General features: G+C 65.1%; 12 protein-coding genes. 5 read left to right on the forward strand and 7 right to left on the reverse strand.

Going from position 1 to position 15852, the window contains the following annotated elements; translation table 11 throughout:
* Positions 1 to 9: 9 nt before the first annotated feature.
* The 7 genes from KY493_RS11515 to KY493_RS11545 all read right to left on the reverse strand — a co-directional run bounded on the left by KY493_RS11515 (position 10) and on the right by KY493_RS11545 (position 10278).
* The gene (locus KY493_RS11515) at positions 10 to 903 is read right to left on the reverse strand and encodes a hypothetical protein (RefSeq protein WP_219896476.1); all 894 of its coding nucleotides are present in this window, start codon (positions 901 to 903) and stop codon (positions 10 to 12) included.
* Positions 900 to 1574: an ABC transporter ATP-binding protein gene (locus tag KY493_RS11520; protein WP_219896477.1), complete on the reverse strand. Its 675-nt coding sequence runs from the start codon at positions 1572 to 1574 to the stop codon at positions 900 to 902. The genes KY493_RS11515 and KY493_RS11520 overlap by 4 nt, the downstream gene beginning before the upstream one ends.
* On the reverse strand, positions 1571 to 2731 hold the full coding sequence (locus KY493_RS11525; RefSeq protein ID WP_219896478.1) for a chain-length determining protein: 1161 nt from the start codon (positions 2729 to 2731) through the stop codon (positions 1571 to 1573). Before KY493_RS11525 ends, KY493_RS11520 begins: the two co-directional genes overlap by 4 nt.
* Positions 2732 to 2759: 28 nt before the next feature.
* A complete protein-coding gene (locus KY493_RS11530) occupies positions 2760 to 3539 on the reverse strand; it encodes an ABC transporter permease (RefSeq protein WP_219896479.1) in 780 nt (259 codons plus the stop codon).
* 63 nt (positions 3540 to 3602) lie between these two features.
* The gene (locus KY493_RS11535) at positions 3603 to 4397 is read right to left on the reverse strand and encodes a class I SAM-dependent methyltransferase (protein ID WP_219896480.1); all 795 of its coding nucleotides are present in this window, start codon (positions 4395 to 4397) and stop codon (positions 3603 to 3605) included.
* A 76-nt stretch (positions 4398 to 4473) separates the two neighbouring features.
* Positions 4474 to 7605 carry a bifunctional proline dehydrogenase/L-glutamate gamma-semialdehyde dehydrogenase PutA gene (putA, locus tag KY493_RS11540; protein ID WP_219896481.1) on the reverse strand — a complete coding sequence of 1044 codons (3132 nt, stop codon included), beginning with the start codon at positions 7603 to 7605 and terminating at the stop codon, positions 4474 to 4476.
* Between the two features lie 183 nt (positions 7606 to 7788).
* Positions 7789 to 10278: a glycosyltransferase gene (locus KY493_RS11545; RefSeq protein WP_255567875.1), complete on the reverse strand. Its 2490-nt coding sequence runs from the start codon at positions 10276 to 10278 to the stop codon at positions 7789 to 7791.
* A gap of 141 nt (positions 10279 to 10419) precedes the next feature.
* Here KY493_RS11545 and KY493_RS11550 point away from each other — a divergent pair, with 141 nt between their 5' ends.
* The 5 genes from KY493_RS11550 (at position 10420) to cysN (ending at position 15847) form a co-directional block, all read left to right on the forward strand.
* Positions 10420 to 11259, forward strand: coding sequence for a phytanoyl-CoA dioxygenase family protein (locus KY493_RS11550; RefSeq protein WP_219896483.1), 840 nt, complete (start codon positions 10420 to 10422; stop codon positions 11257 to 11259).
* A 76-nt stretch (positions 11260 to 11335) separates the two neighbouring features.
* Positions 11336 to 11797 carry an Lrp/AsnC ligand binding domain-containing protein gene (locus tag KY493_RS11555; protein WP_219896484.1) on the forward strand — a complete coding sequence of 154 codons (462 nt, stop codon included), beginning with the start codon at positions 11336 to 11338 and terminating at the stop codon, positions 11795 to 11797.
* A gap of 77 nt (positions 11798 to 11874) precedes the next feature.
* Complete coding sequence (locus tag KY493_RS11560) at positions 11875 to 12963, forward strand: glycosyltransferase family 1 protein (RefSeq protein WP_219896485.1); 1089 nt, start codon at positions 11875 to 11877, stop codon at positions 12961 to 12963.
* Between the two features lie 68 nt (positions 12964 to 13031).
* Positions 13032 to 13946 (forward strand): sulfate adenylyltransferase subunit CysD, encoded by a 915-nt coding sequence (gene cysD, locus KY493_RS11565; RefSeq protein ID WP_219896486.1) that lies wholly within the window; start codon positions 13032 to 13034, stop codon positions 13944 to 13946.
* Entirely contained in the window at positions 13946 to 15847 is a 1902-nt protein-coding gene (gene cysN / locus KY493_RS11570; protein ID WP_219896487.1) for a sulfate adenylyltransferase subunit CysN, read from the forward strand. Before cysD ends, cysN begins: the two co-directional genes overlap by 1 nt.
* Positions 15848 to 15852: the final 5 nt, after the last annotated feature.

Raw genomic sequence — 15852 nt, forward strand, 5'->3', positions numbered from 1 at the left:
TCTCGAATCTTACGCAGAGGGGCGAAACTCGAATTCCGACACATCGATGCCGACCACGCAGAATCGGCCCGAGACCGCGCTATGCGGCAGGGCGACGGTCAGTTCCATGCCGTCGGCTTCCGCCCAGTCGTTCTCGAGCTCCACCTCGAAAATCCCGGACTGTGCCGGGGTCGCCTTCAGGAGCACGGGCGTGAGAGGCGGACCCCAGCGAAACTGAAACTCCTGTTTGGCGCCGTCGCCGTCGATCATGAAACGCAGCTTGATCTTCCAGCGTCCTGGGGGTGCCCAGAGATATGGCCCCCGAACCAGGGCGCGGGGCGGTCCGGTCATGTCCAGCCAGTCGCCGCCGGCGCCAGGAGCCGGTCGCGCGTTGGTGATGAACAGGGCGGGGCTCCACTCGCTTTGGCCGCCGGCCTCAAGATAGGTCAGCGCCTTGCTGGCCGCCTGGTCTCGAAGGCCCTCGCCGATTGGCGGTGACATAGGGCTGCACACCTCGAAGTCGTCGAACAACGACAGCCGCTGCGGCGCGTCCTCGGCGACGCGGCGCCCGCCGCGCGACCAGTCGATCGCCTCCACGCCGAAGCGCGACATCTCGATGAGGTGGACCCGCGCATCCTCCTCGGACACGGCATCGAGGCCGGCGAAATGGGTCAGGCCGTGTAGCAGCACCACGCGCTCGGCGTCGGCGGAGGGGCGCAGAAAGCGGTGGTCAGAAGCGACAAAGATGCGATGTGGATCGCGAGCCTCGGATGCGTCCGGCGCCTGATCGAGGAACACCACGTCGCGCCCCTGTTGCAAGGCGGCCTCGGCTAGGGCGATGCGCCAGGCCTCTGCCTGGCGGGGCGCGGCGATCAGGACGCAGCGGCGCATCCAGCCTTCGCCGTCGATGGTAGGATCGGTCAAGCGGTTCTCAGCCATTTATAGATCTCGACCGCTTCCTCGATGTCGTCGAAGACCTTGGCCTTTCCGCTTTCGACCAACAGCGCCCGGTCGCAGTAGCTGGAGACCAGATCGACGTTGTGGGAAGCCAGAAGAAACGCCCGTTCGGCGCGGCGCTCGAACAGTTCATGCTGGCATTTGCGCTGGAAGCGAGCGTCGCCAACCGCCACCAGTTCATCCACCAGGTAGCATTCGAACTCGATGGCCAGGGACAGGCCAAAGGCGAGACGCGCCCTCATGCCCGAGGAGTAGTGCTTCACCGGAAGACGAAGAGACCGGCCCAGCTCCGCGAAGTCATCTACCCGGTCGCGGACCTCCCGGAAATCGCGGCCATAGATCCGCGCCAGAAAGCGGATGTTGTCGAGGCCTGAAAGGCTGCCCTGAAAACCGCCATGAAAGCCGATCGGCCAGGATTGGCTGATGTTCCAGCGAATACGGCCCTGCGTCGGCGACATCACGCCGCCGAGCAGCTTGATGAGCGTGGACTTGCCCTGCCCGTTCCGACCCAGGATGGCCAACCGGTCTCTGGGTCCGAGATCAAAGCTGAGGCCGCTAAAGACGGGACGTTGAGCGGTTCTGTAGGTCAATCCCAGGTTCGAGACCTGCAGGCCCACCTCCGGCGCGACGGTGGTCATCCGTCCTGCCTGTGTTCCCGAACGCCGGACCAGATCAGCCAGCCGAGGCCGTAGATCAACAGGCACGACGCAAATACCGCAAGCAGGGACAACCAGCGCCGAGGCTCCAGCGGCGCCTGAGGCAGGTTTGGCGACACCACCCGCTCGAGATAGACCTGCTGACGCCGCGCATCCTGTTCGGCGGCCAGCAGAGACGTCGTGGCGGCCGCCAACTCTCGTGTGGCGAGCTCGCGTTCGAAGGTGAGTTCCTCGAACGCGCCGACCTGCGGAGCCAAGGTCGCGGATCCGCCCGAAATCTTCGCCCGCTCCGCTTCGATCTGGCGGCGGTAGGCGGCGATCCGCGCATCGATGGGCCTGAGCTGCGGGCTCTGCGGCGCCTCGGCGGCGATCTGCTCGCGCTGGGCCTGAAGCTCGGCCACGCGCACGTTCAGCTCGCCGATCAGCTGGGCGTTCTCGGTGACGATGGTCTGGGGATCGATGATCGCCTGCTCGTTGCGGAAGGCTGTCAGTTCGGTCTGCGCGCGGGCGAGGTTGCGCACGGCGTTTTCCCGGGTCACGCGCGTCTGCTGAACGGCGTCGGTCACCGCACGCTGGTTCAGGCGGTTCACCAGGGCCTCGCCGCCATTCAGCAAGGACGCCGCTAGGTTCTGAGCGTCGGCGGGGCGAAAGGCCTCGACCCTCAGCGTGCTGATGCCGGTCGAGGAATCGTATCCAACGGTGACGAAGCGGCCCAGCGCCTTGAGCAGACCCTCTTCGCTCCGGCTCTCCCAAAGCCGTGGGTAGCGGGAAAGCGAGTCCGCCCCCGGACGTGAAAGCAGGGCGGGCACGTCGAAACGTTGGCGCAGATCACGCAAGCCATCGGCGGAGGTCATGTATTCGTGCACGGCGAACGCGTCTGTCTGGCCCGAACTGAGCCCGACGCCTTGCAACGCAAGGCCAAAGGCGCTGGGAGCCTGACCAGCATCCCGAACAATGAAGCGCGCCTCCGAAACGTAGCGCGGCGAAGCGATCAGCAGGAAGTAGATGGCGGCGATGACGGTCGGAACCACCACCACGATCAGGAACGCGAGCGGGATGCGCCGCCACCACGGCGTCGAGCGAGCATAAGGAAGGAGCTCCGGCAGCGGCCCCACGTAATTCAGTTTCGGCTCGGTCATACTCGGTTCCAAACGCCTCGGGCGACGGTCATTCCACATCCACCCGATCGCGGGCGTCGGCAAGCAGGATCAATCCCAGAAAGTTCAGAACCCCCGACCAGGCCAGAACATAGGTCGCGTTGTAGTGCGTCTCGACAAAGGGGCCAAACACCCCTGCGCGGATCATCTCGATGGCGTGAGGAATCGGCACCAGAAGGTAGATTTCCTGAACACGCTCGGGCAGCCACGCGACCATGAAAAAGGCTCCCGACAGAGGGATCAGCATATAGGTGAGCAGGGGAACGATGCGCTCCATCACTTCCCAGCGGATCGCCAGGGCGGCCATGACGTTGGCCAAGCCTACGCTGAAGACCGCCAAGATGAGCCAACCTGCGTAGACCAGCAATATGTTCTCAGGCCACGACACCTGACCAAGAACCATCAGCACAAAGTAAACGATGATGAATGCGGCGGTGGCGCCCATGAATTCAAGGATGTTTCGCGACAGCATGATATGAAGAATGCTGATCTGTTTGTGAAACAGAAGCCCGATGTTGCCTTGGATCGCGCCCTGCGAATACGAGATTTGGTGGCGAAGCAGCAGCAAGCTCATGTAGCCGGTCACGATAAACGGCCCCAGGCGCACGCCGTGTTCGTATTCGGGCTTGATGATCGACCACATCACCAGCACGCCAAGACAGAACAACAAGGGTTCGCCGACAAGCCACAGAAATCCCAGGCCTTCCCGACCGAAGCGCGTAACGACTTCGCGCATCATCAAGGCTTCAAGGATGCGCGTGTGCCGGGAACCGGGTCTGGTAAAGCTCATAGGCGGCGCATTTCCATCAACACGAGCAACTCCCCGCCACGACCGACATCCGGCTTCGGTCGATCAGGCGGCGTCACGCGGGACAAGCACGACGACGGTTTGCCCGTCGCCTTCGTGAGGCAAGCCGAAATCGTAGCCGAGGACGTCCATGTCCAGATGTTTCGCCCAGGCTTCAATCTGCGACCGCTCGGTGAACATATTCAACTGATCGTCCTTTGATCCCGCCGCCGCACGATCGACCATGCCCTGGAAGATCGGCCAGTTGCGCTCGCTCTCCAGGAAAGAAAAGACGATGCGCCCGTTCGGCCTCAGCACCCGCCTGGCTTCCTGCAGGTAGACGTAGCTTTCCTGATGCAGGAGGTGAGTGATGACACTGAAGATCACGACCATGTCGGCGGAGGCGTCCGGCGCGGGAAGGCTCAGGGTTTGGTTCAGCTGGAACCGGTAGGTCGATGGCGATTGGCTCTGGGCGTAATCGAGCAGCTCTTGGACGATGTCGATGCCAAGATAGTCGATCCGCTCGAAGTTCAGCCCGAGATGCTTGGCGAGCCGACCGCTGCCGCAGCCCAGATCGATGATCGACATGCCGTCTTCGAGGCCGCACCCCTTGAGAACCTGAACCAGCAGCGATCCGGTCAGATCATAGGAGCCGCCCACGGCGTAGGACATCGCCTCATCCAGCGGATGCTTGTCCATGAGCTCGCGAACGTAGGCCGTGTAGTCCGATACGAAATGCGGCTGCTGTTCGCGACGCTCCATTTCCGCGCGCAGCTTGTCGATTTCGGCGAGCAGCTTGGCTCGCTCTTCGTTTCCGAGTTCGGCCGCGACCGTGTTCTTGAGTTTTGAACGTCCGAACATCATCCATCCTGCTAAGCGCCGCCGTGCATACCAAGCCCGCCCCCTGCCGGGAAGTCGAGAAGCGGAAGCATGCGTACTAGAGATTCAGCAGCGCCGGATCGCCGCCCTGCGCCGCGATATTGACGCTTACGGCCTTTTCCGAGGCGAAGCGGATAAGGATGTGGGGGCCGCCCGCCTTGGGGCCGGTGCCGGACAGGCCTTCGCCGCCGAAGGGCTGGACGCCGACCACCGCGCCGATGATGGAGCGATTGACGTAGACGTTGCCGGCCGGAACCAGGCGGCTGACCTCGTCGGCGAAGGCGTCGATGCGGCTGTGGACGCCCAGCGTCAGACCATAGCCGCGCCCGGCCAGCTTGCCGGCGACCTCGCGCAGGTCGGAGGGGTGATACCGGCAGATGTGGAGGACGGGGCCGAACACCTCGCGTTCCAAATAGTCGGCGGTCGGCACCTCGGCGATGGTGGGGGCGAAGAAGTCGCCGGCCGAGACGCTGTCCGGCACGGCGGCGCGGGCGACGATGCGGGCGTCGCCTTCGAGCCGCTTCAGGTGGGCCTCCAGCGCAGCGCGAGCCTCGGCGTCGATCACGGGGCCGATGTCGGTCCGGGGATCCGCGGGGTCGCCAACCACCTGGACCGCGAGCGCGCCCTTCAGCCCCTCGATCAAGGCGTCGGCGGCGTCGTGGGGGACATAAAGCAGGCGCAGGGCCGAGCAGCGCTGGCCCGATGAGCCGAACGCGGACAGGATCACGTCGTCGATCACCTGCTCCTTCAGCGCAGTGGTGTCGACGAACATGCCGTTCAGGCCGCCGGTCTCGGCGATGAAGGGGATGATCGGCCCGGCCCGGCTGGCGATGGCGCGGTTGATGGCGGTTGCGGTGTCGGTGCCGCCGGTGAAGGCCACGCCGTCGATCAGCGGATGCGACACCAGCGCCGCGCCCACCGTCTCGCCGCGCCCGGGCAGCAGCGCCAGAAGATCCGGGTTCAGGCCGGCCTTGTGGAACAGGCGAACGGCCTCGGCCGCGACCAGCGGCGTCTGCTCGGCCGGCTTGGCCAGGACGGCGTCGCCGGCGGCGAGCGCGGCGGTGATCTGGCCGGTGAAAATGGCCAGCGGGAAGTTCCATGGGCTGATGGCGGCGAAAACGCCCCGGCCGTGCAGCACCAGGGTGTTCACCTCGCCCACAGGGCCGGACAGGACTTTGGGTCCGCCGAACTGCTGCTCGGCCAGCATGGCGTAGTAGCGGCAGAAGTCGGCGGCCTCGCGCACCTCCGCCACGCCGTCGTTCAGGGTCTTGCCGGCCTCGCGCGCCAGCAGCGCGACCAGCCGGTCCATGTCGGCCTCGAGCGCATCGCCCATGGCGCGCAGGATGGGGGCGCGACCTGCGCCGCCTAACCGATCCCACGGTCCTTGCGCCTTCTGCGCAGCCGCGGCGGCCGCATCGATGTCTTCGGGAGAAGCCTCCGAGACATGCCCCAGGACGCGGGCGCGATCGGCCGGGCTGGTGACATCCCGCGGGTTCACGCCGGCGCGCAGCTTGCCGCCGACGATCGGGCCGCTGGTCAGCTTTTCGCGATCCACCAGTTCCAGCGCGCGCGCATGCTTCTCGCGGTCGGCGGCCTGGCTGTAGTCGCGGCCGAGGGAGTTCTGGCGATCGCCGTACATGTCTTTGGGAACCGAGATTCTGGGGTGACGGTCGGGCGTCTGCTCGACCAGGGTGATGGGATCGGCGGCGACGGCCGAGGCCGGCACCCGCTCGTCCAGAAGGGCATGGACGAAGGAGGAGTTGGCGCCGTTCTCGAGCAGGCGCCGCACCAGATAGGGCAGCAGTTCCTCATGCCCGCCGACGGGCGCATAGGCGCGCACGATCACCTCTTCGCCCGCCCAGGCTTCACGGGCTGCGTCGTACAGCACCTCGCCCATACCGTGCAGGCGCTGGTGCTCGATCTTCACGCGCCGGTCACGCGCCATGCGACGCACGGCGGCCAGGGTGTGAGCGTTGTGGCTGGCGAACTGGGAATACAGATGGGGCGCCGCCTCGATCATGGCCCGCGCGCAGACCAGATAGTTCAGGTCCGTCGCCGCCTTGGTCGTGAACACCGGATAGTCGGAGCGTCCGAACACCTGGGCGCGCTTGATCTCGGTATCCCAGTAGGCGCCCTTGACCAGCCGCACCATCAGCCGGCGACCCGAGCGGCGGGCGAGGTCGGCGACACGCTGAACCGTCTCCAGCCCGCGCTTCTGATAGGCTTGGACCGCCAGCCCGAGGCCAGTCCAGCCGCCCAGCGCCGGCTCATGCGCCAACCGATCCAGCAGCTTCAGCGACAGGGCCAGGCGATCCGCCTCTTCCGCGTCGATGGTGTAGTTGATGTCGTATTTCGCGGCGATCAGCGCCAGGCGCAGGATGCGAGGGTACAGTTCGACCCAGACGCGTTCCTCCTGCGTCGCCTCATAGCGCGGCGAGAGCGCCGACAGCTTGACCGACACGCCATGGCCGGCTTCCGGCCCCTGACCCTTGGACGTCTTGCCCACCGCCTCGATGGCGTGGGCGTAGATGCGCTCATAGCGGTCGGCGTCGGCCTCGGTGCGAGCGCCCTCGCCCAGCATGTCGAAGCTGCACAGCCAGCCTTCCTTGTTTGACCGCTTCAGCGCGCCTTCGATGGTGCGGCCGACCACGAACTGCTCGCCCATGATCTTGACGGCGGCCGCGACCGCCTGGCGGATCACCGGTTCGCCCAGCCGACCGGCGACACGCTTGAGGAAGCCGGGCAGGTCGGTTTTCGCCTGATCGTCCACATCGACCAGCTTGCCCGTCAGCATCAGCCCCCAGGTGGAGGCGTTGACGAACAGGCTGTCGGACTGCCCCAGGTGCTGGGCCCAGTCGGCCGAGCCGATCTTTTCGGCGATAAGCCGGTCGCGCGTGTCCTCGTCCGGAGTGCGCAGCAACGCCTCGGCCAGGCACATCAGCGCCAGCCCTTCGCGGGTGCCCAGCGAGAACTGCTGCAGGAAGCTTTCAACCACCCCCTGCTTCTTCTGGCTGCGACGCGCGCGCTCGACCAGGTCGACAGCCTCCGCGACCACGGCCTGGCGCTCGCCCGCATCCAGCGGGATGCGCTTCAGATTGGCGGCGACGGCGTCCCGCTCATCGCGGAACTTGTGGTGGTCCAGCCCGTCCCAGACGGCGAGCGAGGCGGCGGAGAATGCGGCGGCGGCCATGGCGTGGGCTCCAGAGTCGATCTCGCCCTATAATGCCGGGATCGTTGAAGGTGCTTCGTATGATCGGCCCGCACGCCGACGATTGTTTGGTCGAGAGCAGCCGAACGACAAGAAACATCGAGATTTCGCGCTTCATCCCAGCCAAGGCGGCGTCAAAGGCAGCCCGAGTCTAGATGTGACGCCTCAGATCGCTTCAACGGGCGGCGCGACCCGCCTCGCCCGGGAAGGCCTGCCGGCGCCGGCCTTTCGTCTCCAAATCCGCACTGGAGCGAAGGGATCGATGGCGGTAACGATCACGTGGGCGGCGGGCGCCTTGGTTCCGAACATCGGGCTGAAATAAGGATCGGGACGCGCCAAAACATCCGCCCACCGGCCAGACATGAGATCGGTGTCCTCTGGATGCCGCAGCTGCTGCGATTTGATCCGTGTGGCGGACTCGTGATGATGAAGAACCGCATGCCCGTCGAAGAGCACGCTCAATCCCAGTTCGCGGACGCGCAGGCACAGGTCGATGTCGTTGAAGCCGACAACCAGCAGCTCGTCGAACCCGTCGATCTGACGAAACACGTCGGCCCGCATCATCAGACAGGCGCCCGTGACCGCCATATAGTCACGCACCGCGACCAGTCCGCTGATGTACCCCGGGTTGCGCTGAGCGCCCAACATATGCGGCGCATTCTTGTAGACGTGCTCTGCGGGGCCGCCCACGCCCAGCACCACGCCGCCATGCTGAACCGATCCATCACCGTAGAGCAGGAGCGCGCCCACAGCGCCGACGTCCTCGCGCATGCTAAGGCCGGCCATGTGCTCGAGCCAGCCCGGCTCGATCGCCTCGATGTCGTTGTTGGCGAACAGGAACAGGTCGTATCCGGTTCCGAACGCCTTGACCGCTTCGTTGTTGATCCTGGAATAGTTGAAGGGCCCGACGAAGCGTTGAACGCGGACGCGATCCGGCAAGCTGGCGAGATAGCTGAGCACATCCGGATCGCTGGACTCGTGATCCACGACCAGGATGTCCGCCGTGGTGGTCGCCAGCAGCGAGTCGATGCAAGGCTTGACGAGATCCAGCCTGTCCTTGGTGGGGACGATGATGAGCGTGCGCGCCGACGTCGGCGGCGCATCGTGGCGGAAGGTGTTGAACACCGGCCCGTCCGAGACGACGGCCTGCCGTCCCGTACGTTCGTGATGGCGCTGCAAGGCCGTGCGGGTCGCGGCCATGACGGCGTCCATCTTGGCATGCCCCACGCTTTGAGCATGCGTTCGCCAACGATACAGCGGCACGGGAATATGGGCGATAGACCGAGCACGCTCGATGATCCGCAGGACGAAATCCACGTCCATGGATATCGTCATGTCCGGATCAAGGCCGCCGACCTCGCAAGCCAGCGTTCGTTTCACAGCGACAAGGTGAACGAAGTAGGGATGCGAAATATAATATTCCTGGGAGAAGGCCGGCCGGGCCACGACTTGAATGATCTCATCCAGCGTTTGTCCAGTGATGACTTCATCGCTGTAGATGAGGTCGCAGTCATGGCGAGCGGCGTCCAAGACCCTGTACACCGCCTCGGGCTCCAGGGCGTCGTCATGATCCATGAACGCCACATGCGAGCCTGTGGCTGCCTGTAGACCTGCATTCGTGCTGCTCGATATGCCGGCGTTCGAACCCATCGTCACGATCCGGACGCGCGAATCTTGAAGGGCGTACGCTGCAAGCACGCGCCCCACCTCGGGATTCGATGAAGCGTCATCGACGCAGATCAACTCCCAGCGCGTGCAGATTTGCGCCAGAACGCTGTCCAGCGCGTCTTGCAGCCACGCGATCGGGGGGTCGTAGACGGGCATGACGATGGACAGAGCGAACCCGTCGGTTTCGTCGTCGAACAACCGGCGCAACTCCTCTCGCCGGTCTTCATTCAGGCCGCTCCAGCGATTCAGCCAGCGCGAAATGCTGTCGTCCTCATCGGGTTGATAGGGAGAGTTCGCCAGTTCGGCGCCGGAGCGAACCAGCCGCGCAACGACGGGGCCGCGATCCGATCGATAGGCCCCGTCCAGCAGTATCCGGAACCCCGCGTGGGTTGAGCCAAAACCGCAGGCGGCGACATCCGGACGCGCGATCGAGGTCGCGCCCGAACCGATCCTTGTCCCGTTCTGGAGGAACTCGATTTCCGCGGCCTCGCCCGGGCGGTCGGGATCGACCGCCCATCCGGATATGGTGTTGGCGACCAAACCGTCGATGCTTCCCGACAGAGATGGACTGACGGAGGCGGAACCCGGCCCTGACGACAGCTTCATCAACTCCCGCCCGGTTTCAACATTCCCGTTCAACGCGAAACTGCGACGGAAAAACGTGGCGGCGAGATCCTCCCTTGCCTGAAGCTTGGCGAGATGTCCGCGGTTCAGCCAAGCTTCCGCCGAGTCCGGCCGCAGCTTGCATCCGCGCTCATAGCACCGCTCGGCCTCGTCATAGCGCGCGGCGTCCTTGAGCAAGTTGGCCAGTCGTATCCACGTCTGACCGTCTCCTGGACGGAGTTCGAGATGACGTCTGAACGCCGCAACGGCGTCAGCCAGTCGGCCTTCCCTCGCCGCGTCTCGGCCGGCCTCGCGAAAGGGCGTCGTGTTGGACTTTCGAAAAAGAGCCGTCGCACGCGAGAGCAGATCCAATCCGGCCACCATTATCCCCTTGCCACAGTCCTCTCGCGAGCCGACGCAGCTTGCGGTCTTTAGGCGCCATGTAACAACGGCGCGTCCGGGCGGCCAGACGGTTGCGACGGCGACTGGGGATCATTAGCCTGACCTCACACAGGGATCTCCATCATGCTCCGCCTGCCCTTCCTTCCTCCGCTTTCGTCACGGGAACGCCAGCATTGGGAAGCGCAGGGCTATCTGCACCTGCACGGCGCGCTCAATCCCAAGGAAATCGACAAGATTCGCCAGACGGTGAACTGGCACTGGGCGAACCCGGAGGGGAACCCCCACCATGTTGACGTCATCACAGGCGAACACGCGGGCCGCTGGTTCCCGATGAGCGAAGCGCCGCCAGAGGTGAAGGGCGAGGTCTACAAGCTGAATAATCTGTTCCTGCGAGATGAGCGCATCCGCGAGGCGGCCTTGTCGCCTCGCCTGAAGGCGATCTTCCGTTGCCTGCTCGCGGACGAACCCATGATCTGCAACTCGCTGAACTTCGAACGTGGAAGCCAGCAGAACGCGCACATCGATAGCTGGTACATGCCCCCTCCGAACGACGAGGGAATGATCGCCGCCAGCATCTCTCTGGATCCCGTCGATGAAGCCAACGGGCCCATCTTCTTCTATCCCGGCAGCCACAAAATTCCGCCCTATCGCTTCTCTGATGGTCGCCTCAACATGATCGAGGCGGAAGAAGAAGCATGCCGCGCCTATCTCGATGCGGAGATCGAGGCGCGAGGGCTAAAGCGTGTGACCTTCCGGGGCCGGCCGGGGGACGTGTTCATCTGGCACGGGCAGTTGATACACGGCGGTTCCGCCATCGAGGATTTCGCACGGACGCGCAGCAGTCTGGTCGTGCACTACTGGCGCGCGAGCGATGTGCAGGCGCACGCCTTGAGACGTGACCAGGGCGGCCGCGCCTACCTGGCGCACACGCTTCGAGGCGAACTGGATCCGGTCGCCGCCTGATCGACAAGCGCATGCCGATGGCTGTCCGGCTGGCGCATTGGACGATCACCCGCCCTGACAGGCTGAAGCTTTTCCGATGACCGATATCGACGCCGTTGACCGACGCATCCTGCGGGTGCTGCAGACCGACGCCCGCATCTCCAACGCCGAGCTGGCCCGGCGCTGCAACCTGTCTCCCGCCGCCTGCTTCGAGCGGGTCAGGCGGCTGCGCGAAAAGAAGATCATCACCGGCTATGCGGCCATGGTCGATCCGGCGCGCGTGGGCCGCGACCTGCTGATCTTTGTCGAGGTCCTGCTCGACCGCACCACGGGCGACATGTTCGAGGCTTTCGCCGAGGCCGTGCGTCGCCAGGCCGAGGTGCTGGAGTGCCACATGGTGGCCGGCGGCTTCGACTATCTGATCAAGGCCCGCGTCGCCGACATGGACGCCTATCGCGTCTTCCTGGGCGACGTGCTGGTGCGGATGCCCGGCGTGCGGGAAACCCGAACCTACGCCGTTCTCGAAGAGGTGAAGTCCACCACCGTGCTGCCGCTGTAGCCCACGTCTCGCCATCGTCATCCGAACGGGCTAAGGGTTCCGGCTCTTTGCGAAACGGCCAGGGTTCCGCCGACTTCATGCGCATCGTTCTGGCCACCGACGCTTGGGAACCGCAGGTCAACGGCGTCGTCCGCACCCTGACCCGCACGGTCGCGGAATGCCGCGCCATGGGTCACGAGGTCGAGGTCATCGAGCCTAGCCTGTTCAAGACCATTCCCTGCCCGACCTATCCCGAGATCCGGCTGGCGCTGGGTGCGGAGGAAGAAATCCGCGAGATGCTGCGCGCGTTCGAGCCGGAGGCGGTGCATATCTCTACCGAGGGTCCCATCGGCATCGCCACGCGGCGCATCTGCGTGGAATGGAAGCTGCCCTTCACCACCAGCTATCACACCAAATTCCCGGAGTACGTCTCCGCCCGTTTCCCGATCCCGGTGCAGGTCGGCTACGCCTACATGAAGTGGTTCCACAAGCCGTCGGGTCGACTGATGGTGGCGACCCCCACCCTGCGCGACGAGCTGGTGGAACATGGCTTCAAGAACGTCTCGCCCTGGTCGCGCGGCGTCGATACCGAACAGTTCAATCCCGACCTGCCGCGCATCTACGAGGAGCTCGGCGGCAAGGACTGGCCCCGCCCCTTCTTCCTGAACGTCGGTCGCGTCGCCGTCGAAAAGAACATCGAGGCCTTTCTTCAGCTCGACCTGCCCGGCACCAAGATCGTGGTCGGCGACGGTCCCGCCCGCCTCGAGCTTCAGGAGAAATACCCGGAGGCCAAGTTCCTCGGGGCGCGCTTCGGGGAAGACCTGGCCCGCTGCTTCCGCGACGCCGATGTGTTCGTGTTTCCGAGTTGGACGGATACCTTCGGCCTCGTGATCCTGGAGGCCATGGCTACGGGCACCCCGGTCGCGGCCTATCCTGCCCACGGTCCGATCGACATCATCCCCGGCTCAGGCGCCGGCGCGATCGACGACGATCTGCGAACCGCCTGCCTGCAGTGTCTCGAACTCGATCGGGCGAACGTGCGGACCTACGCCGAAAAGTTCAGCTGGCGCGCATCCGCCGAACAGTTCGTCGAGAACCTCCAGCCCTACCCCGAACCGGAACGCGGCCGCTTCTGGCGCCGTCTTCGCCGCATCGCCCGCGTCCGCAAGCGCGCGGCGGCGGCTTAGGACGTCAGCGTCCCGGCGACGCATTCCCGTAACCTTTGCGCGGAAGTCGCCGCCGCGATGAGCCCGACGTGATCGAGACCAGACCCCCTCTCACCCATCTGCAGCGCCTCGAGGCCGAGAGCATCCACATCATGCGCGAAGTGGCCGCCGAGGCCGAGCGCCCGGTGATGCTGTATTCGATCGGCAAGGACTCGGCCGTGATGCTGCACCTGGCGCGAAAGGCCTTTTTTCCATCGCGGCCTCCGTTCCCCCTCCTTCACGTCGACACGACCTGGAAGTTCCGGGCCATGTACGAAATGCGCGAGCGGATGGCCGCCGAGCATGGCTTCGAACTGCTGGTGCACCGCAATCCCGACGCCCTGGCGCAAGGGATCAATCCCTTCGACCACGGCTCGGCCCTGCACACAGACGTGTGGAAGACCGAGGGTCTGAAGCAGGCGCTGGACCTGCATGGCTTTGACGCAGCCTTTGGCGGCGCCCGGCGCGACGAGGAAAAGTCGCGCGCCAAGGAGCGCATCTTCTCATTCCGATCGGCGAATCACCGTTGGGATCCAAAGGATCAGCGCCCCGAACTCTGGCGGCTCTACAATGCGCGAAAGCGGCCGGGCGAGAGCATCCGCGTCTTTCCGATCTCCAACTGGACCGAACTCGACGTTTGGCAATACATCCATCAGGAGAACATCCCCATTGTTCCCCTGTACCTCGCCGCGCCCCGGCCGGTGGTCGAGCGCGACGGCGCGCTGATCATGGTCGATGACGACCGCTTTCCGTTGCGCCCCGGCGAGCAGCCCCGGATGCGTTCGGTCCGCTTTCGCACACTCGGCTGCTATCCGTTGACGGGGGCGGTCGAGAGCACGGCTTCGACCCTGATCGAGGTCATCCAGGAGATGCTTCTGGCCACCACCTCCGAGCGACAGGGCCGAATGATCGACCACGATCAATCCGCCTCGATGGAGAAGAAGAAGCAGGAAGGCTATTTCTGATGCCGGATCAGTCCCGCCTGATCGCCGAGGACATCGACGCCTATCTGCTGGCGCAACGGCGCAAGAGCCTGCTGCGTTTCATCACCTGCGGATCGGTCGACAACGGCAAGTCCACCCTGATCGGCCGTCTGCTGCACGACTCCAGGATGCTCTTCTCGGATCAGCTGGCGGCGCTGGAGGCGGACAGCCGCGCCCACGGCACACAGGGCGGCGACCTCGACTTCGCCCTGTTGCTGGACGGGCTCGCCGCCGAGCGCGAGCAGGGCATCACCATCGACGTCGCCTACCGCTTCTTCTCGACCGACAAGCGCAAATTCATTGTCGCCGACACGCCGGGCCACGAGCAGTACACCCGCAACATGGCCACCGGCGCATCCACGGCGGACGCGGCCGTGATCCTGGTCGACGCCCGCCACGGCGTGCTGACCCAGACGCGACGACACTCCTACATCGTCAAACTGCTCGGCGTCCGGCACGTGATCCTGGCGGTGAACAAGATGGATCTGGTCGGCTGGTCGGAGGACGCCTTCCGCGCCATTGCATCGGACTACGGCCGCTTCGCCGACAGCATCGGCCTGACCGGGGTTCACGCGCTCCCGGTGTCGGCATTGCGTGGCGACAACGTCATCGCGCCATCCGCCAACGCATCCTGGAGCCAGGGGCCGGCGCTGCTGCCACTGCTGGAAAGCCTCGACGTCGATCAGGCCTCGACCGGGTCACCGTTCCGGATGCCCGTGCAGTGGGTCAACCGGCCGCATCAGGATTTCCGGGGCTTTTCCGGCTGGATCGCCTCCGGCCTGGTGCAGCCCGGAGACCGTGTGCGCGTGCTTCCCGGCGGACGCGAAAGCACCGTCAGCCGCATCGTCACGGCCGACGGTGATCTGCCGGAGGCGGAGTCCGGTCAGTCCGTCACCCTGGTGTTGAACGACGAGATCGATGTGTCGCGCGGCGACGTTCTGGCCGCCGCAGAGACTCCGCCGGAAACCGCCGATCAGTTCGCGGCGACCCTGGTCTGGATGGACGCGGACGCCATGCTGCCCGGCCGGCCCTATCTGATGAAGATCGGGGCGCGAACGCTGGGGGCCACGGTCACCGAACTGAAGCACAGGATCGACGTCAACAGCCTGCAAGAACAGGCGGCCAAGCGGCTCGAGATGAACGACATCGGCGTCTGCAACCTGTCGCTGACCGCGCCCATCGCCTTTGAGCCCTATGAGCGCAATCGCGATCTCGGCGGCTTTATTCTGATCGACCGGATGTCGAACCGAACCGTCGGCGCCGGTCTGCTGCGGTATGCCTTGCGACGGTCGCACAACATTCACTGGCAGGCGACTGCCATCGACAAGACTGCCCGCGCCGCCATCAAGCACCAGAAGGGACGGGTGATCTGGTTCACAGGCCTGTCCGGCGCCGGCAAGTCGACGATCGCGAACCTGGTCGAGCAGCATCTGCACGCACAGGGTCGCCACACCTATCTGCTGGACGGCGACAACATCCGCCACGGCCTCAACCGCGACCTGGGCTTCACCGACGAGGATCGGGTCGAGAACATCCGTCGCGTCGCCGAGGTCGCCCGGCTGATGGTCGACGCCGGGTTGATCGTTCTGGTGTCCTTCATCTCGCCGTTCCGCGCCGAGCGTCGCATGGCGCGCGAGCTGGTCGGCGAAGACGAGTTCGTCGAGGTCCACATCGACGCGCCGCTCGAAGTCGCCGAAGCCCGCGACGTCAAGGGCCTCTACCGCAAGGCCCGCGCCGGCGAACTGAAACATTTCACCGGCATCGACAGCCCCTACGAGCCGCCGGAAACGCCCGAGATCCGGATCGATACGAACATCGATTCTCCGGAGATTGCGGCGGCCGAGGTCCTGAGATGGATCAGCGAGGCGGACACCGACCGCTGACGCGC

It is taken from the genome of Brevundimonas sp. PAMC22021, assembly GCF_019443405.1.
Lineage (GTDB): Bacteria > Pseudomonadota > Alphaproteobacteria > Caulobacterales > Caulobacteraceae > Brevundimonas.